This window comes from Streptomyces sp. NBC_00466, assembly GCF_041433995.1.
Classification (GTDB): Bacteria; Actinomycetota; Actinomycetes; order Streptomycetales; family Streptomycetaceae; genus Streptomyces.
In genome coordinates this window covers 63,811-82,274 of the sequence record NZ_CP107896.1, presented here as the reverse complement: position 1 = coordinate 82,274, position 18,464 = coordinate 63,811, and the positions used below count along the sequence as shown (strand labels likewise).

The 18,464-nt window shown below is 71.4% G+C and carries 16 protein-coding genes; 7 read left to right on the top strand and 9 right to left on the bottom strand.

Annotated elements, in window-relative coordinates; genetic code table 11:
* Positions 1 to 73: 73 nt before the first annotated feature.
* Positions 74 to 1,135, top strand: a complete 1,062-nt coding sequence (locus OG210_RS00380) for a hypothetical protein (protein ID WP_371534699.1) — start codon at positions 74 to 76, stop codon at positions 1,133 to 1,135.
* A 90-nt stretch (positions 1,136 to 1,225) separates the two neighbouring features.
* On the opposite strand, the gene OG210_RS00375 is transcribed toward OG210_RS00380, so the two are convergent.
* From OG210_RS00375 to OG210_RS00365, 3 genes are all read right to left on the bottom strand, one after another.
* Positions 1,226 to 1,882: a TetR family transcriptional regulator gene (locus OG210_RS00375; RefSeq protein WP_371534698.1), complete on the bottom strand. Its 657-nt coding sequence runs from the start codon at positions 1,880 to 1,882 to the stop codon at positions 1,226 to 1,228.
* Positions 1,879 to 3,105, bottom strand: coding sequence for a cytochrome P450 (locus tag OG210_RS00370; protein ID WP_328333848.1), 1,227 nt, complete (start codon positions 3,103 to 3,105; stop codon positions 1,879 to 1,881). The genes OG210_RS00375 and OG210_RS00370 overlap by 4 nt, the downstream gene beginning before the upstream one ends.
* Before the next feature lie 152 nt (positions 3,106 to 3,257).
* Positions 3,258 to 3,431: a hypothetical protein gene (locus OG210_RS00365; RefSeq protein WP_328333850.1), complete on the bottom strand. Its 174-nt coding sequence runs from the start codon at positions 3,429 to 3,431 to the stop codon at positions 3,258 to 3,260.
* A 180-nt stretch (positions 3,432 to 3,611) separates the two neighbouring features.
* Here OG210_RS00365 and OG210_RS00360 point away from each other — a divergent pair, with 180 nt between their 5' ends.
* Complete coding sequence (locus OG210_RS00360; RefSeq protein ID WP_328333852.1) at positions 3,612 to 4,340, top strand: DJ-1/PfpI family protein; 729 nt, start codon at positions 3,612 to 3,614, stop codon at positions 4,338 to 4,340.
* A gap of 239 nt (positions 4,341 to 4,579) precedes the next feature.
* Here OG210_RS00360 and OG210_RS00355 read toward each other — a convergent pair whose 3' ends face one another.
* Positions 4,580 to 5,836, bottom strand: a complete 1,257-nt coding sequence (locus OG210_RS00355) for a cytochrome P450 (RefSeq protein WP_328333854.1) — start codon at positions 5,834 to 5,836, stop codon at positions 4,580 to 4,582.
* Positions 5,837 to 6,228: 392 nt separating this feature from the next.
* On the opposite strand from OG210_RS00355, the gene OG210_RS00350 reads away from it, so the two are divergent.
* From OG210_RS00350 to OG210_RS00330, 5 genes are read left to right on the top strand one after another with little or no spacing between them, the layout of a single operon-like run.
* Positions 6,229 to 8,181: an ATP-binding protein gene (locus OG210_RS00350; protein WP_371534695.1), complete on the top strand. Its 1,953-nt coding sequence runs from the start codon at positions 6,229 to 6,231 to the stop codon at positions 8,179 to 8,181.
* Positions 8,171 to 8,605, top strand: coding sequence for a roadblock/LC7 domain-containing protein (locus OG210_RS00345; protein WP_328333858.1), 435 nt, complete (start codon positions 8,171 to 8,173; stop codon positions 8,603 to 8,605). Before OG210_RS00350 ends, OG210_RS00345 begins: the two co-directional genes overlap by 11 nt.
* Before the next feature lie 2 nt (positions 8,606 to 8,607).
* A complete protein-coding gene (locus tag OG210_RS00340; protein ID WP_328333860.1) occupies positions 8,608 to 8,979 on the top strand; it encodes a DUF742 domain-containing protein in 372 nt (123 codons plus the stop codon).
* Entirely contained in the window at positions 8,957 to 9,598 is a 642-nt protein-coding gene (locus tag OG210_RS00335; protein ID WP_371534692.1) for an ATP/GTP-binding protein, read from the top strand. The genes OG210_RS00340 and OG210_RS00335 overlap by 23 nt, the downstream gene beginning before the upstream one ends.
* Positions 9,595 to 10,164, top strand: a complete 570-nt coding sequence (locus tag OG210_RS00330) for a GAF domain-containing protein (protein ID WP_328333864.1) — start codon at positions 9,595 to 9,597, stop codon at positions 10,162 to 10,164. The genes OG210_RS00335 and OG210_RS00330 overlap by 4 nt, the downstream gene beginning before the upstream one ends.
* Positions 10,165 to 10,248: 84 nt before the next feature.
* Here OG210_RS00330 and OG210_RS00325 read toward each other — a convergent pair whose 3' ends face one another.
* The 5 genes from OG210_RS00325 to OG210_RS00305 form a co-directional block, all read right to left on the bottom strand.
* Positions 10,249 to 12,117 carry a DUF2264 domain-containing protein gene (locus OG210_RS00325; RefSeq protein WP_371534690.1) on the bottom strand — a complete coding sequence of 623 codons (1,869 nt, stop codon included), beginning with the start codon at positions 12,115 to 12,117 and terminating at the stop codon, positions 10,249 to 10,251.
* Between the two features lie 75 nt (positions 12,118 to 12,192).
* Positions 12,193 to 14,640, bottom strand: coding sequence for a polysaccharide lyase 8 family protein (locus OG210_RS00320; protein ID WP_371534688.1), 2,448 nt, complete (start codon positions 14,638 to 14,640; stop codon positions 12,193 to 12,195).
* Between the two features lie 37 nt (positions 14,641 to 14,677).
* Complete coding sequence (locus OG210_RS00315) at positions 14,678 to 16,105, bottom strand: M60 family metallopeptidase (protein WP_371534686.1); 1,428 nt, start codon at positions 16,103 to 16,105, stop codon at positions 14,678 to 14,680.
* A gap of 142 nt (positions 16,106 to 16,247) precedes the next feature.
* Positions 16,248 to 17,342: a LacI family DNA-binding transcriptional regulator gene (locus OG210_RS00310; RefSeq protein WP_328335683.1), complete on the bottom strand. Its 1,095-nt coding sequence runs from the start codon at positions 17,340 to 17,342 to the stop codon at positions 16,248 to 16,250.
* 62 nt (positions 17,343 to 17,404) lie between these two features.
* On the bottom strand, positions 17,405 to 18,391 hold the full coding sequence (locus OG210_RS00305) for a hydroxyacid dehydrogenase (protein WP_328335684.1): 987 nt from the start codon (positions 18,389 to 18,391) through the stop codon (positions 17,405 to 17,407).
* Positions 18,392 to 18,464 lie beyond the last annotated feature (73 nt).

The window sequence follows — 18,464 nt, the reverse complement described above, 5'->3', positions numbered from 1 at the left end:
TCATGCGGTGGGGGCATACGCGGAACCGGCGGAGGACGGCTCCGCCGACACGGTACGGAGAGGGGCGCGAGCAGTGACGCGTGAGAACCGGCAGGCAGCGTTGCCGGACGGAACGGAGAACCGGGAGTTCCCGGAGGGAACTGGAACCCAGGGACGGCCGCCGCGACGGCGCGGGCTCACCGCGGACACCCTGGGGCTCATCCGCGGCAACTGGCATGGCCTGTACGGCTTTTCGTTCGGCGTCGCACTGCTCGCCGCGCTCGTGGGCTCCGCGCTGGTGGCCGCGGCGTTCGCCCTCTCCTGGCACAACTTCGCCCTCACGTGGAAGTTCGCTCGCTCCGACATAGCGTACGAGGATCCGCCCGTGGGCTACTTCCCGGAGCAGTACACCTCCATCTTCCTCAGGAGCCTCCCTTTCATGGGACTGCTGCTGCTTTTCGCCTTCTTCGCCCTCGCCCTGCTGCACATCGCGAACGCCGTGGCCGTTCGAGACGCGGAGGCGGACGGCCGGCACCTGGGCCCCGGTGAGCTGTGGCGGCGCAGCCGCCCGTACCTCTGGCTCGCCTTCCGTGTGCAGCTGCTGACGCTCCTGTGCACGGTGCCCCTGGCTCTGCTGGCCTATTTCGTGGCGGGGTTCTTCCGGCACGGAGGCATGATGGGCATCGAGTTCGAGCCACTCGACTACTGGAGCAGTACGCGCTACCGGCTGCTGGCCAATGGTCTGACGTCCGTCGTCGTCATCGTCGCGCTCTTCGTATGGCTCCGCCTGAGCCTCGCCACCGCCGCCGCGGCGAACGGCGCGTCGACCGCCCGGGCTGCCGTACGCCGGTCCTGGTCGCTGACGGGCGGCGCACGACGCCGGCGGGCGCTGCCCGTCTGCGCGCTGCTCACGGCCGCCGCCGTCGCCGCGTACCTCGCCCTGTCGTACGCGGCGGAGCCCCTCGCCCACCCGGTCGGCCTCGCGGTGCTGTGGCTCACGAACGACAACCCCTACGCCGCCGGCTCCGTGATGGAGATCGTCCCGGCCGCCGTGAGTCTGCTGCTCCTGACGGCACTGGTCGTGCCCCCGGTCAGCGCGGCACTCGCACTCCTCCGCACGGAACTGAGCCCGGCGCAGGCCGGCAAGCCGGAGTGACCTCCCCGGTCCTGGCGGCCGGGGAGACCCCTGCGCCCCCTTGCAGGCCAAGGCGGCAGCGCGCGGACCGGGAATGGGCCGGCAGACCGCTCAGTCGGCAGGTGTCACAGGGGCCAGCCAGATCGCGGTGATCGCGTCGATCAGGCCGGTCGCGTACGTGTGCCAGCTGGCCCGGGCTGTGTGGGCTCCGTCGGCGAGGGCGCGTTCGCGTTCGGCGAGCATGTGGACCAGGAGGTTGCGGGCCATGTCGCCGCGCTCGATCCGTACGGGCAGCGGCAGTCCGGGCAGGCAGCGGTTGAGTCCGTCCAGGGTCTGCTGGACCGACGGGCCGAACGACTCGTCGATGACCATCTCGCGCAGTACCGGATCGGTCATCAGCTGCGCGCCGAACCGTGCGTACCACGTGGGGTGGGTCAGCTCGGCCAGGTGCTCGGTGCTCGGACGGACCAGGCAGGCCACCCAGTCCCGTACGTCGGCCGAGTCGCCGGCCGCGTCGACCATGCGCCGCCGTACGGTGTCGATCGGCTCGCTGTGCCTGCGGACGATCGCGCGCAGCAGGTCGGTCTTCGTGCCGAAGTGGTAGCCGACGGCGGCGTTGTTGCCCTGCCCCGCGGCCTCGCTGATCTGACGGTTGGAGACGGCGAACACGCCGTGCTCGGCGAACATCCGCTCGGCCACGTCGAGAATGGCCTCCTTTGTCCCGTCGGCCCGCGGGGAACGGGTGCTTCTCGCGGCGGACACGGTCACCACCGCACCGGAAGCTCGCGGAGCCCGCCGACGACCAGACCCTCGACCCGGCGCAACTCGTCCGCCGGGACAGCGAGTTCCAGAGTCGGCAGCCGCTCCAGCAGGACGTCCAGCACGGTCTGCAGCTCGGTCCGCGCGAGCGACTGCCCCAGGCAGGAGTGCGGGCCCGCGCCGAAGGCGAGGTGGGCGTTGGGGCGCCGGTCGAGCGCCATGGCGCCGGCCCCGTCGAACGCGGCCTCGTCCCGGTTCGCCGCGGCCATGCTGCACACCACGGTGGTGCCACGGGGCAGTACGGTGCCGGAGACCTCGATGTCCTCGTTCACGTAACGGGGCATCCCGAACCCGGGGTTGGCGTCGAACCGCAGCACTTCCTCCACCGCCGGACGCACCAGCGAGCGGTCCGCGAGCAGACGCTCCCACCGCCCGCGGTCCGCGAGCAGCATGGCCATCATCTTGCCGATCATGTTGGCCGTCGTCTCATGTCCGGCGACCAGCAACGCCTGTCCGGTGGCGACGAGTTGGTCGTCGGTGAGCCGTCCGCCGTCCGGATCGACGGTGGTGATCAGCGCGCTGAGCAGGTCGTCGCCCGGCTCGGCCCGCTTCGTCTCCAGGTGCTCCGCCAGATACGTGTGGAACTCGGCCTTCGCGGCGTCGATCTCGCTCTGGCCGTACCGCGTCAGATTCAGCAGCATGTCCGACCAGCGGGCGAAGCGGTCCCGGTCGGTGTCCGGGACGCCGAGGAGATCGCAGATCACCCAGACCGGCAGCGGGAACCCGACACTCGCCTTGAGGTCCGCGGTGTTGCGGCCCCCGGCGGCCCCTTGGATCATCCCGTCGATCAGCTGATGGGTCATCGCCTCGATCCCCGGGCGCAGCGCGGTCATCCGCTTCGCGGTGAACCACTTGGTCAGCATCCGCCGCCAGCGCGCCTGCCCGGCGGAGTTGATGGACTCCGCCATCGAGTCGTTGAAGACTCCGCCGGTGTCGTTCTCCGAGATCCTGGCGGCGTCGTCCGCGTCCAGCCGGCGTGTGCAGCGCGGATCGGACAGGACCAGCCGGACGTCTTCGTACCGTGTGAGCAGCGACGCCTCGTCCCCGCTGGGCAGTCTGATGCCCGCCACCGGGCACTTGTCCCGCAGCTCCGCCCACTCGGCCGGCGGTTCCAGCGCGCTCGCCATCTCCAGCGGGTAGTCAATCGTGCCCTCGCGGAAGTCCTGTGTCATCACGGCCCCTTCGCCATCCCGTGCCCGGGTCGTCTCCGGCGTACGCGATCAGTGAAGGGAGCCCGCCGACATAAGTCAAGCGTGTGACTTAAAAAGAGGGCACCCCTCCGCCATGGCCTGGCTCCGTCATGGCTTCGCCGCGTGGGGCCTGATCAGGCCACGCCGGCCCACGATCCCAGCGCGACCGTCGCGGAGGCGTGACCGTCGGCGTCGAAGATCTGCCCCATGCGCTTCGGCACGTGCAGGGTGACCGTCCGGTCCAGGACGCGCAGTGTGGGGTACGTGACGGCGAACTTCGTCTCCAGCCGGTGTACGTCGTCAACCATCCGCAGCCACATGGTGATCAGCAGGTTGTGGGTGCCCGCTGACTCATAAGTACCGTCCCCCTGCGGAAACACGTCCTCGTGCAGGAACTCTGCGACCGCCCGGAACGACCACTACAGAGGGCGGGCCACAAAGCGGGCCCGATACCAACGCCCCCGGCGCACACGCAGGAAGGCACATCCATGCACCGCAGAGAATTCATCCGCCACACGTCAGCAGCCGCGGGCGTCCTGTCCGCAGGGGCACTGGCTGCCACCGCCCTGGACGACGGCGCAGCAGTCGCCTCGACGCGGCGCACAGGCGCGCTGCGCGTCCACATCGTGATGTTCGACGGTGTTGAGGAGATGGACTGCATCGGCCCGTACGAGGTCTTCTCCGCCGCAGCCATGCACAGTCCGAACGGCATCGAGGTCCGATACGTCACAACGGGACAGCCTGGGCTGGTCCGCTGCGGATACGGCACGGGCATAGAGGTGAAGTATCGGTGGTCGCCGGAAGCGGCGGACGTGGTCATCGTGCCGGGCGGCGGCTACGCCCACCGTGAAGGTCCCGGCGTATGGGCCGAAATCGATGGCGCCACTCTCCCCCGTGCCCTCGCTGCCGCTCCCCGTGAAGGGCTGACGATCAGTTCGCTGTGTACCGGAGCGGTGATTCTGTCTGCGGCCGGCCTGACGACGGGACGCCCGTGCACAACACACCACGGCGCGAAAGACTATCTGAGGGAACAGGGCGGTCTCGTCAAGGACGCCCGCGTGGTCGATGACGGGGATCTTGTGACGGCCGGGGGTATCACCTCGGGTCTCGACCTGGGCTTGTGGCTGGTCAACCGTGAACTGGGGCCGGATGTGGCGACAGGCGCGGAGACGATGCTGGAGTACGAGGCGCGCGGAACCGTCTGGCGGAAGAATTGACCGAGGGCGGTCCCGCCCGGGACAGATGAAAGGACTCGGTCGAGTAAGGGGAGGGAGCAGCGGAAAGCCAGGACATGGTGGGTGCGCTCCACCACCCAGCGGTGTCTGACCAGCCGCTGGGAGGACATGCTGGGAACAGGCGGGCCGATCCCGAGCGGGCGGGGGCTCGGTCCCCGGGTCCCGCCGGTCCCGCCCGCCCCTGCTCCGGCGGGACCGGACGGCACGCCGGCCGGCGCCGGTCAGCCCAGGTGTACGGGCAGCGAGTCGACGCCGAAGACGGCGGAGTACTTGCGGAACGCGAGCTCCTCCTCCGGTACTGCCAACGACATAGCCGGAAAGCGTCGCAGCAGGGCCGGGTAGGCCGCGCAGAGTTCCATCCGGGCGAGTTCGGCGCCGATGCAGCGGTGGATGCCGTAACCGAAAGCGACATGCGAGGAGGACGGGCGGGTGGGGTCGAACGTGTCCATGTCCGGGCCGAGGGACGCGTCCCGGTCGGCGCCGCTGAGGGAGCAGAGCACGATGTCACCGGCGGAGATTTGGGTACCGGCGATCTCCATGTCCTCGCGGGCGAAGCGCGGGAACGCGACCTGGACCACCGTGAGATAGCGCAGCAGCTCCTCCACGAAGGGGCTCACGGCCGCGTCGTCCTCGCGGAGGGACTCGAAGTGGTCCCGGTTCTGGAGGAGCACCAGGGTGCCCAGGGCGAGCATGCTGGCGGTGGTCTCCAGGCCGCCGGTCAGCACGCCGTCGGCGAGGCCGGTCAGCTCCTCGTCGTCAATGGCGTCGCCGTGCTGCTTGATCAGCATGCCGAGCAGGCCGTCGCCCGGGTTCTCGCGCTGCTTCTTGACGATGTCGCGGAGGTAGGAGAGGGATTCGGAGATCGCGCCGAACGAGGCGTCGGCCCCGGCGAAGAGGTCGAAGCGGGTGGTGCCCAGGCGCTGGAAGTCCTCCCGGTCCTCGTACGGGACGCCGAGGAGTTCGCAGATGACCAGAGAGGGTATCGGCAGCGCGAAGGCCTGGACGAGGTCGACCGGGCCCGGTGTCCGCGCCATCTCGTCGAGCCGTTCCTCGACGATCTCGTGGATGCGCGGGGTGAGCCGGGCGAGCCGGCGCATGGTGAACTCCGGCGTGAGCAGGCGGCGCAGACGGGTGTGGACCGGCGGGTCGGAGAAGCCGAGGCCGCCCGGGTGCTGCTGGTCCTCGGTGACGCCGCCGCTGCCTATCAAATTGGTGAAATCGTTACTGAAGCCCTTGGTGCGGCCCAGTACCGCCTTGGTCTCCTCGTAGCCCGTGACCAGCCAGATGTTCATAGCGAGCGGTACGGACAGCTTGCTGACCGGTTCCCGCTCCCGCAGTGCGCCGAGATCGGCCACCGGGTCGAGGCCGGTGCGCCGCAACGGCATGAGGGTCGCCTCGGGAAGCATCGAAGCGCGGGAAAGATCGAAGCCCTTCTTGCGGATATTCGCCAGATACCGGCGGCCCAGCCACGTGGTCATGCGTGAACGGATATTCGTCATGCGCGCAATACTGCCCGGACCATATGCCCGGCCGTTCCGCAGGCCCGATGCCCGGCCGGCACCGGCAGTTCTGTCGGCACCGTCAGCTCTGTTGACCCTGTCAGCCATGGTCAGCTCCGCCCGTCATGTCAGCTCCGTCGGTCATGTCGGCGCCGCCAGCCATATCGGGGCCGTGACACCAGCATAATTTTCGGCCGCGCGTACGAGCCCTCATACCAGAGCGGGACGATCGGCGCGCAAGTTCGGCAACTAGACATCGGGCCGCACGGCGTGGCGACTACTGTGAGTGGCTGCTGATCAACAGGGAGACGCGTCAGGTGAGTTGCATTCCCTGTCGGTGAGCCCTGGTATCCCACGTACCGAGGACGCTGATGTCTCAACCACGCGCACCCGAAGCGCGGAACGACCGGCCGGAAGGCGGACGGCACGGCCGGACGGGCCACCGCCCGGCCCCCCGGCCGGGCCCTTCCCCGGCCTCGTCCGCCCGCCGCTCACGGTCCGTACCGCCGGCACCCGAGGCCCGCATACGGCCTCAGCTGCTGCGTACCGCCATTCTCCCCACCGTCGTGGCGGCGCTGAGCGGCACCGCGGCCGTTGTCTACACGATCCACTCCGCCGGGGTCCACCCCTCGGTGGCGCTGCGCGGGGTGCTGGCCGGCTGCGCCGCGCTCGCCGCAGCCGCCATGGCCGCCGCCGCGCTGGGCGCCGACCGGGTCACCAGGACAGTCCTCGACCGGTGCAACGGGCTGCGCCGCTCCAGCGCGCGCGGCCAGGCCGACCTGCGGGCCGTGGTCGACCGGCTCAGCAGGGGGGAGGCGCCGCCCGGCGGACGGGACGGTACCGCCGGGCCGTCCCGGGGCGACGCCTTCGACCTGCTCGCCCTTGAGCTGAACCGGGCGCAGGAAGCCGCCGTGGAGTCCGTGGTGCGGGCCGCGCGGATCGCCCCGCCCGCCGTGACCACGGTCGACGAGCAGAAAGTCGAGGTCTTCGTCAATCTCGCCCGGCGCCTCCAGTCGCTGGTGCACCGGGAGATCCAGCTGCTCGACGAGCTGGAGAACCAGGTGGAGGACCCCGAACTGCTCAAGGGCCTCTTCCAGGTGGACCATCTGGCCACCCGTATCCGCAGGCACGCGGAGAACCTCGCGGTGCTCGGCGGCGCCATCTCCCGGCGCCAGTGGTCCAACCCGGTCTCCCTCACCGAGGTGATGCGCTCCGCTGTCGCCGAGGTCGAGCAGTACCCGCGCGTCAAACTGGTGCCGCCGGTCGACGGAACGCTGCGCGGCCACGCCGTCGCCGACGTCATCCATCTGCTGGCGGAACTGGTCGAGAACGCCACGGTGTTCTCCGCCCCGCACACCCAGGTGCTGCTGCGCGCCCAGCACGTCACCGCCGGACTCGCCGTCGAGGTCGAGGACCGGGGCCTCGGCATGTCCGTCACCGAGACGGACCGGATGAACGCCCTGCTCGCCGAGCCCGACCAGGTCAATGTCGGCCATCTGCTCCAGGACGGCCGGATCGGCCTGTACGTGGTCGCCGCGCTGGCCCGTCGGCACGGTGTCTCGGTCCGGCTCCAGACCAATATCTACGGCGGGGTCCAGGCCGTACTCGTCCTGCCCACCGCCCTGCTCGGCGCCGACGAGACCGGGCTGCAGACGGGGGCGGCCGGACGTACACCGCAGGCCCAGCAGGCCCAGCAGGCACCCGAGGCACACCAGGTTTCACAGGAACCCCTGGCCACACCGGCACCGCACGCCCCACAGGCACTCCAGGCCCCACAGGCACACCAGGACCCGCTGCTGCCGGGACCGCGGACGACGGACGCACTGCTCCAGGCCGGGCCCCACTCGCCCTTCGCCCCCGACGAGCCGGCGGCCGCGTCCGGCCGTTCCGCCCCGCCGCTGCCCGTACGGAAGCCGGAGGGCGAGCGGCCCAATCCGGCCGCGGCCCTCCCGGGCGCCCACCACGGACTGCCGCCGGACGCCGGAGCGGTGACCGACAGCGCGCGGTACGACACCGGGCCCGTACCGCTGCTCCCGCCCGCGAACCGGCCCGATCTGCCCCGGCGCAGAAGCCAGCAGAACCTGGTCCCCCAGCTCAAGGACGCGCCCGCCCCCCGGCCTGACGAGGAGCACCCCGCCGTTCACGACCCGGGCCTGATGGCGGCCTTCCAGCGCGGCATCAGCCTCGCCGAGGCCGAGCCCGAGGCCGGGCCCGACGCCGAGCCCGAAAGCGCGGACCACGGCCAACCGCCGCACCGTGACAACGATTTCCCCGACGGTTTCTCCGACGAATCCTCCAAGGAGGAGATGCACCATGGCGAGTGAAGCGCCGACCGCGCATGTGTCCGATCTCGACTGGCTGCTGAGCGGCCTGGTCCAGCGCGTCCCATTCACCCGCAACGCCGTCCTGCTCTCCGCCGACGGACTGGTGAAGTCCGTGCACGGGCTCGACGCCGACAGCGCCGACCACATGGCGGCCCTCGCCTCCGGCCTCTACTCGCTCGGCCGCAGCGCCGGGACCCGCTTCGGCGACAGCGGGGAGGTCCGGCAGGTGGTCGTCGAGCTCGACACCACCCTGCTGTTCGTCTCCACCGCGGGTTCCGGCACCTGTCTCGCCGTACTGGCCGGGCGCGAGACGGACGCGGCTGTGCTCGGATACGAGATGGCCATGCTGGTGAAGAGTGTGCGGCCCTATCTGGTGACACCGGCCCGCAGCCGGGTCGGCGCATCGAGCGCCACGGGGCGCTGAACGTGCCGTTCCAGCAGGACAGCCCATGGCTCGACGAGGCGGCCGGCCGGCTGATCCGCCCGTACGCCGTGAGCAACGGCCGCACCCGGCCCACAGCCCAGCTGGACCTGCTCTCCCAGGTGATGGCGACCGGGGTGCCGCTCCCGGCCCACCTCGGCCCCGATCACGCGCAGACACTCGGGCTGAGCGAGCGGCCCACTTCGGTGGCGGAGATCGCGGCCCATCTGCGGCTGCCCGTCGTCGTCGCCAAAGTACTGCTCTCCGACCTGATGGACAGCGGGGCGGTCACCACGCGTGCGCCCCGCTCCGACGAAGACCCCACCGACCTTTCCTTGCTGGAGGCAGTGCTCGATGGCCTACGACGACGGCTCTGATCTCTTTCCCACCGCGCTGAAGATCCTGGTCGCGGGCGGTTTCGGGGTCGGCAAGACGACCTTCGTGGGAGCGGTCAGCGAGATCTCACCGCTGAGCACGGAGGAGATGCTCACCCAGGCCGGTGAGCAGACGGACAGCCTGGAGGGGGTCGAGTCCAAGTCAACGACCACCGTCGCCATGGACTTCGGCAGAATCACCCTCGACCCGCAGCATGTGCTGTACCTCTTCGGGACGCCCGGCCAGGAGCGCTTCTGGTTCATGTGGGACGAACTCTCCGCCGGCGCACTCGGCGCCGTGGTGCTCGCCGACACCCGCCGTCTCACCGAGTGCTTCGGCGCGATCGACTTCTTCGAGCAGCGGGGCATCGGATTCATCGTCGCCGTCAACGAGTTCGACGGCGCGTTCCGTTACGGGCCTGATGAGATCAGGGCCGCACTCGACCTGCGGGCCGACATCCCCGTGGTGCTGTGCGACGCCCGTATCGCCAGTTCGGGAATCCGCACCCTGGTCACCCTCGTGGGCCATCTGCTCGACACCGCGCCGGAGGCCGGCCCGGCAACAGACCCGGTAACCGGCCAGGTATCGGATCGGGTCACCACCCAGGGAGTCCATCCATGACGTACGACCCGACCGGGCGGCTGCTGCTGACCCCCGTCGACCGGGATGCGAGCGTCCGGGGCCGGCGGCTGCGCAGACTCGGCCTGGGGCAGCACCCCGACCCGGTCTTCGACGAGTTCGCCCGGCGGCTCGCCGAGGCGACCGGGGCGCCGTACGCCCTGGTCAACTTCATCGATGAGAACCGGCAGTTCTTCGCCGGACTGCACACCCCGGCCGGGACCCACTCGGGCGGCGATCTGAGCGCGGTGGCCGCGGCCTTCGGGATCAACCGCGTCATGGCCCGCGACCACGGGTACTGCCCGCATGTGGTCGCCCGCCGCAAGGCGCTCGTCCTGGAGGACGTCTGCGACTACCCGCGGTTCGCCGGGAATCCGGTGGTGGACGAGATCGGCATCCGCTCGTATCTGGGCGCGCCCCTCATCGACCGTACGGACACCGCACTCGGCGCGGTGTGCGTCGTGGACACCGTGCCGAGGCAGTGGGGGCTCGCCGGTCTGGAGACCATCAAAGCGGCGGCGGCGGAGCTGGTCGCGCAGATCCACCACCGGGAGGACGGCGGGATCTGACCACCCGTCGCCCCTTGTCCGGTACGCCGCCCTTCGCCGGCACACCGGCCCTCCTCCGGCGCAAGACGGCTGCGGACGGGGCGGTCAGGCGGTCACGGTCGTGCCGTCCGGGAACGCCAGCTCGACCGAGCCGTCCGTGACCGCGACCGCGACCGACTCCTGGAGCGCCCTGGGGTGCACCGCGTCCCGCGAGAGAGCGACCAGGCTGACGTGCACGCTCCGCCCGCCCGGGTGCCGGCCGCGGCTCAGACACGGCGTCGCGGAGTGCGGGCCGTACGCGTTGGCCTGCACATCGCGGGCGACCGCCGCCTCCGCTCCGTCCCAGCCGTACAGCCCCACGAGCGCACTCGTCAGACCGTCCGCCGTACGGGTCAGCGCCCACCCGGTTCCCTCGTCGGACCACGGGCGTTCCCCGGCGGCCACCGGATGGCCGCCCTCGCGTACGGTCACGCCCTGCGCGGCATCCACCCGGTGCACCCGGATCTCCCAGGGGCCGTGCAGCACACTGGTCGTCTCGACCCGGGCCCCGGCATCCTCGTACCAGGAGGACGCGGTCCGCCCCTCGCAGGCCAGCCTGTTGATCCGCCGCCGCCGCGACGGCACACCGTCCGGGCCGATCACCGCGAGATGGTTGTCCACGGCCCGCACCCGCGCGTGGGGCGCCGACTCGGGCGCGGTCGCCGAGGAGTAGCCGAACGTGGCGTAGTGCGGGTCGTCCTCCCCTTCGCCCTGCGGCGGGTTGTGGTCGCTCCCGTGGTTGATGAGCCGCACGATGCCGTCGTCCCGGGTCCCGTGCAGCAGCCAGCCGGGTGCGGGCAGCGCGGTGTACTGGTCCGACTCCTCGATGGGCAGGGCCTGTTCACGCGCCGTCCAGGTGGGGTGGTCGGCCGGCAGCAGCAGCCCCAGGAAGCCCTTCGACGCCCAGTACGGAGAAGCGGGCCCCGAGTACGGTTGCGTGGTGGGCAGGAAGGTGTCGTACCAGCCCAGCGTGAGCAGCCCCCGCTCGTCGGGCACCCCGCGCTCCGCGAAGTGCCGCATGGTGCCCGACGCGAGGCGGCGGGTACGGCCGGGGGAGAGCGGGGTGCAGTCCGCCAGCGCGCCCATCCAGACCGGGGCGAGCGCCGCGTACCGGTAGGTGAGGGAGCGGCCCTGGTGCACCGGTGCGCCGTCGGTGCCGAAGAAGTGCTGGTAGCCGTCGAGGAACTGGCCGAGCCGCTCCCGGTAGACCTTGGTGCGCCCGGTGTCCGGGTCCTCACCGGCGATCCGGGACCAGAGCAGCGGGTACAGATGGAGCGCCCAGCCGATGTAGTAGTCGAAGTTCTGCCCGTCGCCGTCGGTGTACCAGCCGTCGCCGACGTACCAGTCCTCGATCCGGTCGAGACCGCCGTCGATGTCCGACTGGCTGTACGGGGCGCCGACCGAGGCGAGGAACTGCTCGGACACCACCTGGAACAGCCGCCAGTTGTTGTCCCACGTACGGCTGCCGACGAAGCCGGAGAACCAGTCGACCACCCGCTCCTGGACCCGGGTATCCAGCTTGTCCCAGATCCAGGGCCGGGTCTCGTGCAGCGCCACCGCGACCGACGCGGCCTCCACCATCTGCTGGGAGCACTCGGTCAGCCTCGGCCAGGCCTCGCGCGACCCCGGATCGGTGCCGGTGGCCAGGCCCTGCGCGTACCGCTCCACCAGCCGCGGGTCCGCCGCTTCGCCCGCTCCCGCGATCCGGCAGGCGGCGAGCAGGAAGGAGCGGGCGAACCCTTCGAGGCCGTCCGACACCACCCCCGACCAACTGCCGCGCCCCGGCAGCCGGTACTGCGCGAAACCGGGGGTCGCGTACGGCACGAGCGCGTCCAGCATCCGGTCGGCCAGCGCCTCCCAGTGGGCGCGGGTCCAGCCGGTGCGCGAGGAGAGGAGCCGGTCGGTCGGGGGCAGGGTGAGGAAGGGCGGGGTCATCCGGGTGGTGCTCCTGGGCTGTGGGAAGTGTGGGCCGGTACCGGCGGGGCCCTCGGGCCCCACCGGCACCGGCGGTCAGCGGAGTTCGGCAGTGTGCGTGTGACCGCGTGAACCGGCCACCGCGATCGTCAGGACCGGGCGGCGCCCGGTGGCGACGGTCACCGTGTCGTCGGCACGGACCACCTCCCGCACGCGGAAGGGCAGTTCGAGCGTCAGTGTGTGCTGCTCGTGCCCGGGGTCGGCGACCGCGACCGAGAAGCCGCCGCCGTGCCTCCGGAGCAGGACCGATGCCGGGCCGGACGCGGTGAGACCCGCCGCGGTCCCCGCCTGCCAGAACGTGGCCGCGGTCAGCCCTGTCCTGGCCATCTCGACCAGCTGCGCGGTGGCGTTGTTGGCCACGATCCGGACCGGGCGGGTGTGCGCCTGGACCGCGGTGGCGGCCGCTGACGCGCCGGGCAGCAGGATGTAGGCGTACGAGGCGTCGGTGGGGGAGACCCCGTGGTCGAGCCAGAGCGTCGCGTACCGGCGGGTGACCGCAGTGGTGGAACCGGCGGTGTCCGCGCCCGTGTCCAGATCGCTCCAGCGGCCGGTGCGTTCCTCGCGCAGCGCCTTCAGCGAGGTGCCCGACGACGGGAACACATAGCCGCCGACACCGTCCAGATGGGCCCAGCGGGCGCCGTCGAACGTGCCGCTCCAGCCCTGCCCGGACGGCTGGCGCCGGCCGTCGACAGTCAGCCGCGGCTCACCGGACGTATGCAGATTGCGGTTCTCCACGACGGTCTCGATGGTGCGGCCGTCGCTCGCCGTGATGCCCGCTCCCAGCGCGATCACCGCGTTGTCGAGGAGGAACCACGACTTGCGGGCGCGCAGCGTGCTGCCCTGCGCCGCCAGCTCCATGGCCGCCGCGCCGTACCGGCCTTCGAGCACCGCGCCGCCCGCGACGCTGTTCACCGGCAGGTAGGTCCCGGTACCCGAGCCGGTCGTGAGGTCCGCGCGCCGCCGGGTGTCCACCGTGGTGCCGGGCAGCCGGTAGGGGTCGACGGTCGGCCAGAAGCCGTCGCCGAACTGGCCGAGGTCGTCGCCGGTGTAGAGGTACGCCATGCCGTCACCGGTGTACCAGCCGTGCAGGTTCTCGCCGTTGCCCGCCTCATAGGCGGCGATGCGCTTCGACGAGAGGGCGAGCGACAGGGACCAGCCGGGCCGCCGGTGCACCACCCGGTCCATGTCAGCGAAGACATGGTGACCTGTCACCCGGTCCGCCGCCGTGACGCTCCGGTCGGCGAGCAGCCCCTTGGCGAGCGCGACCTGCGGGATGCCGACCAGACCGAGATAGGGGTCGGTGCGGTTGCGCTCGATCCAGCCCTTGACCGTCGCCCGCCAGCCGTCGGCGACGGAGGCGGGCGCCGCGCTCGCCAGCAGCAGGATGGCCGATACGGCTGCCGCGCCGTCGGTGTGGTCGGCGGCCCGCTCGCGCGAGATCGCCCGCCCGCGCACCGCGTCCATCATCAGCCCGTCGAAGATCACCGGCGAGAAGGTCCCGGTGACCGCCTCGTACATCACGGAGATCTGCGGATCGGTGACCGCCCAGGGCGAACCGGCGAGCAGCGCGCTCAGGTACGCGGCCCCGCCGAGCAGCACCGTGCCGTACGAGCCGGTGTACGCGACCGTGTCGTGCTGGATGAACGAGCCGTCCGCGTAGAAACCGTCACCCGAAGTTACGGTCTGGAAGAGGCTGTTGAGGCCCTTGTCGCGCACGTCGGAGAGGCCGTCGCGGGCCAGCGCGACCATCGCCGTGTCCTTCGCGAGCAGCCCGTGCAGGGCCACGATCACCGCCTTGTCCGACCGGTTGGCACCGGTCTCGGCCAGCGTCGGGGAGTTGGTACGGCGGTCCGGATTCGGCGCGAACTTCGCCACGCTCTCCAGGTGGGCCGCCAGGTCGTCGGCGGGGATGCGCGTCCTGAGGAGCACACAGCAGTCCAGCAGGGCGCGCGGCGCCCCGATCTCCCAGAACCACCAGTTGCCGCTCTCGCGCTTGTCCTTGTTGTACGCGGTGTCGTGCAGGAAGCGCAGCGCGGACACCAGCGCGTCCGCCACCTCGTCGCTGCCGCTCAGCGCGGCGCCGGTGGTCGCCCAGGCGGTGGCGAGGGTCCGCAGCCGGGTGTAGCTCTGGCTGAACATCCCCGGATCGGTCACCGGGACGTAGTCCGGCCAGAGCGCGGTACGGGCGGCGGTGCGGTCGAGCCGCTTCCAGAAGTCGGCGGCCGATGCGTCGAGGGCGGCGAGCGCGGCGGCGAAGTCAGGGTCGGAGGCGTCGAACGCGCCCCCGGTGATGAGCTCTTCGGCGCGGGTCAGCGCGGCCTCGTACGGGTCGGCGGGGTCGGCCGCACCGGCCGCGGTGGTGGTCCGGGCGGCGGCCTGTGCCGTTCCCGCGCCCGCCGCCCCGGTGACGACCGGGACGACGACCGACGCGGCCCCGGCGGCCAGGAGCGTTCTCCTGCTGAGGGCGGAATGGGGCTGTTCCATGGCGGTTCCCTTCGGTTCCGGAGTCGGTCGGGCGGTGTCAGTCGCTCAGCGAGCTGGGGTCGACGGGCGGACTCGGCAGCCGCAGCGCGGCGATCTCGGCGACCCCGGTGGCATCGATGGGGAAGGCCCACTTCCGTACGAAGAAGTCCGTCAGGTCGTACCCCGACACCCGGCTGGCGTAGGTGGAGAGCGCCCGGTACTGCCTGGCCTCCACGGCCGGGTCGTGGTCGTAGTCCTCGACCGGTGCGTCGTGCTGGTGCTCGGTGCGGACCAGCTGGTGCAGCCTCGGCCAGAAGTCGTCGCCGAAGGCCAGTTCCAGCTGGCGCAGCGGGACCAGCTGCTCGTACGGGCCGAACGTCGTCTCGTACGCGATACCGGGCGTGCCGACCTTGGGCGCCGCCGACTGGAACCAGTTGAGGCCGGTCGTCGCGTCCTTGGTGAGCAGGTTGGACGGCTGGCCCAGGGTGCGCTGGGCGGCCAGCGAGTAGATGTTGACGGTGACCTCGGTGAGTCCGCCCGCCTGGTAGGCGGCCTGCTGGTTGAGGTGGCCCAGCTCGTGGTAGAGCCCCCAGCCCCGGGTGCGCAGCCCCTGCACGGTGCAGAGGCGGTCCATATAGGCGCGGGGGAAGCCGTTGAAGCCGTGCCAGGCGTAGGCGCCGACCCCCTTGGGGACGACGCTCACCTCGTTGAAGTGGTACCGGCCGGCCTTGGGGCGGTTCAGCCGTGTCGAACCGTCCAGGCCGCTGATTCTGTTGTGCGAGTCGATGATGGTGTCGAAGAGCCCCAGCAGCGCGGCGTGGTCCTCACCGCGGTAGAGCAGCGCGCCCTCGCGGGTCAGCGTCAGGATGGCGTGCCCGGTGGTCAGCTCCACCCACGGCACATCGGTGATGCTGTCCAACTGCCGCTGGAAGTCCGCCTCGGAGGTGCGCCCCAGCTCGAATCCGGCCATCCGCTGCGTACCGGAGACGAAGGTGACCGCCGCCTGCTGGCCGTGTCCTGCGAAGCTCAGATAGAGGGGGCCGCCGTAGACGTCGGACACCGTGTTGAGGCCGGCCCGCAGCGGGAACACCCGGGGGGCCTTGAGGTCGGGGTTCGTGTTGTAGTCGTCGAAGGTCCCGATGTGCAGGACGGGCAGCGCCCCGTGCCCCGGCCGGATCCGCACCGTGACCTGTGCGCCGGGGGCGGTGTAGCGGCCGGTCGGGATGAACTCGCTGGCGCGCAGCGACCGGTCGAGCCGCAGCCGCTCGGTCTCCGCGCCGGGGAATGCCTCGATCAGCAGCGTGGGGCCGTCGGTGGAGAGGCCGGTGGAGAGGCCGTCCGCCGGGCCGCCGGTACGGCCGGCGGAGCCGTCCGCCGAAGCGCTCCCGGTGCCGAGCAGGGTGAGGGCTCCGGCACCCGCCAGCGCGGCGAGCGCGGAGCGGCGGCTGACCGCGGAGGCGGTGAGGGGCAGGTGGGCAGGGCGCATCCGGACTCCCAGGGGGCAGAGGTGGTGGAGTGGCGTACGAACTGCGCGTCAGCATGTAAGCGGTTGCTATCAACCCGCAAGGGGATCGGGGAAGTTACTGTCTTTTACTATGGCCAACTGGGGACAGGCCGTAAGTAAGCGGTCACGGCCGGCGGCCGCGCGCCGGCGGCGGAGCCACGGAATCGCGTACGACGAGATGGGTGCCGAGCCGTACGGTCCCGGTGGCCGGCTCCCGCCACTCGTCCTCGTCGCCGCCGGACACCGCGAGCCGTACGGCCTGGCGGCCCATCTCCTCCAGTGGGATGTGCACGGTCGTCAGCCGGGGCCGCAGTTCCTGCGCCACCGGAATGTCGTCGTACCCCGCGAGTGACATGTCCTGCGGTACCCGGACGCCTGCCTCCTCCAGGGCCTGGGCCGCGCCGGCCGCGACATTGTCGTTGGCGGCGAAGACCGCGGTGAAGTCCGGTCCGTCCCGGAGGAGTTCGGCCATCCTGCTACGCCCGAAGGTGCGGCTGAACGAGCCGAGCTGCTCCAGCTCGGGGTCCCTGGTCACGCCGCGCAGCTCCAGCGCGCGCCGGTGCCCGGCCAGCCGGTCACGGGTGGTCGAGAGGGCCGGCGGGCCGCCGAGGTAGAGGATGCGCTCATGGCCCTGGGCCAGCAGATGGTCGGTGATGACGAAGGCGCCGCCCTCGTTGTCGTACTCGACGGCCGCGCCGCACGCCTCCTCGCCGAGCGACGGCCGCCCGCACAGCACCAGCTTCGATCCGCCGGACTCCAGGTCACGGGCCCTGCGGCCCAGTTCGGCGGTGTGCGCGCGGTCGGCGACGCTGCCGCCGACGACGACCACGGCGTCGGCGCGGCGCTCGTGCATCAGCTCGATGAAGGCCAGCTCGCGCTTGGGATCGCCCTGGGTGCAGCAGACCAGGCAGAGCCGTCCGCCGAGGCTCGCCTCCCGCTCCACGCCGCGGGCGATGTAGGCGTAGAAGGGGTCGATCAGCTCGTTGACGATGATGCCGACCGTGCGCCCCGACACCCCGGCCAGCGCGCGGGCGTGCGCGTTGACGACATAGCCCAGCTCACGCATCGCCTCCTCGACCCGCTCCCGGGTCGCCGCGGCCACCGGGTAGTTGCGGTTGAGCACACGGGAGACGGTCGCGGTCGACACCCCCGCCAGCCGTGCCACGTCTGTGACGGTCGCGCGTCGTCGGCCGTCGGCTGCCGAGGTCTGGCGGCGCATCCGTCCCACCCCCTGGTTGTCGTCCTGTGCCGCTGAGCTTATGGCCTGCGGGACGGGGCCGTTCATGCGATCCGCTCCAAGTCGGCCAGGTGGACAGGGTGATTGAACGGCAGCCCGCCCGCGTAACGGCACAGCTCGTCCACGGCGAGCGCGCCGAGCCTGCCGACCTCGTTGCCCTGGGCGCCCGCCATGTGCGGGGTGATGAACACGTTCGGCAGGTCCCACAGGGGGTGCCCCGGGGGCAGCGGCTCGGGGTCGGTCACATCGAGTACGGCGTCGAGCCGTCCGCTGACCAGGTGCCCGGTGAGCGCCTCGGTGTCGACCAGGCGCCCGCGCGCGGTGTTGACCAGCAGGGTGCCGGGGCGCATCAGCCCGATCCGCCGGGCGTCGAGCAGATGCCGGGTCACGGGTGTGTCGGGCGCGTGCACGGTCACCACGTCGCTGGTGGCCATCAGCGTGTCGAGGTCGGTGGAGGCGGCCCCCAGCAACTCGGCCTCGGCGGCGGTGACATAGGGGTCGTACAGCAGGATGTCCGCTTCGAGCACCCGGAGCAGTTCGATCACCCGGCGGCCGATCCGGGAGGCGCCGATGACGCCGATGGTCAGGCCGTGCGTACCGATCCAGTGCTGCCGGTGGAGGTCGGCCGCGGTGCGGTGGGTGCGGCGCTCGCGGAAGAGCCCGGCGAACGGGAAGGCGCGCTTGGCGCCCATGATGATCGCCGCCAGGGTGAACTCCGCGACCGGTACCGCGTTGGCGTCGGCCGCCGACGACACGGCGACCCCGCGTTCGTACGCCTCCCTGGCGAGGAACGTCTTGACCGTGCCCGCGGCGTGGATGACGGCCCGCAGCTTCGGCGCCCGCTCCAGCAGCCCGGCGTCGATGGGCGGACAGCCCCAGCCGGTGAGCAGCACCTCGGCGCCGGCCAGTGCGGCGGCGGCGTCGGGGGAGCTGAACTCCCTGATGACATAGGGCGGATGGAGATCGGCCGACTCCTCGAGACGGGTCCGTACCCGTGGCGGGAAGATGTCGTCGATCAGTCCGGGGTCCATGGCCAGTACGGTGCGAGGCCGCCGCGGGGGCGGGTCCGGCTCGTCCGTACCGGTCTGGGCCGGTGCCTCGTCG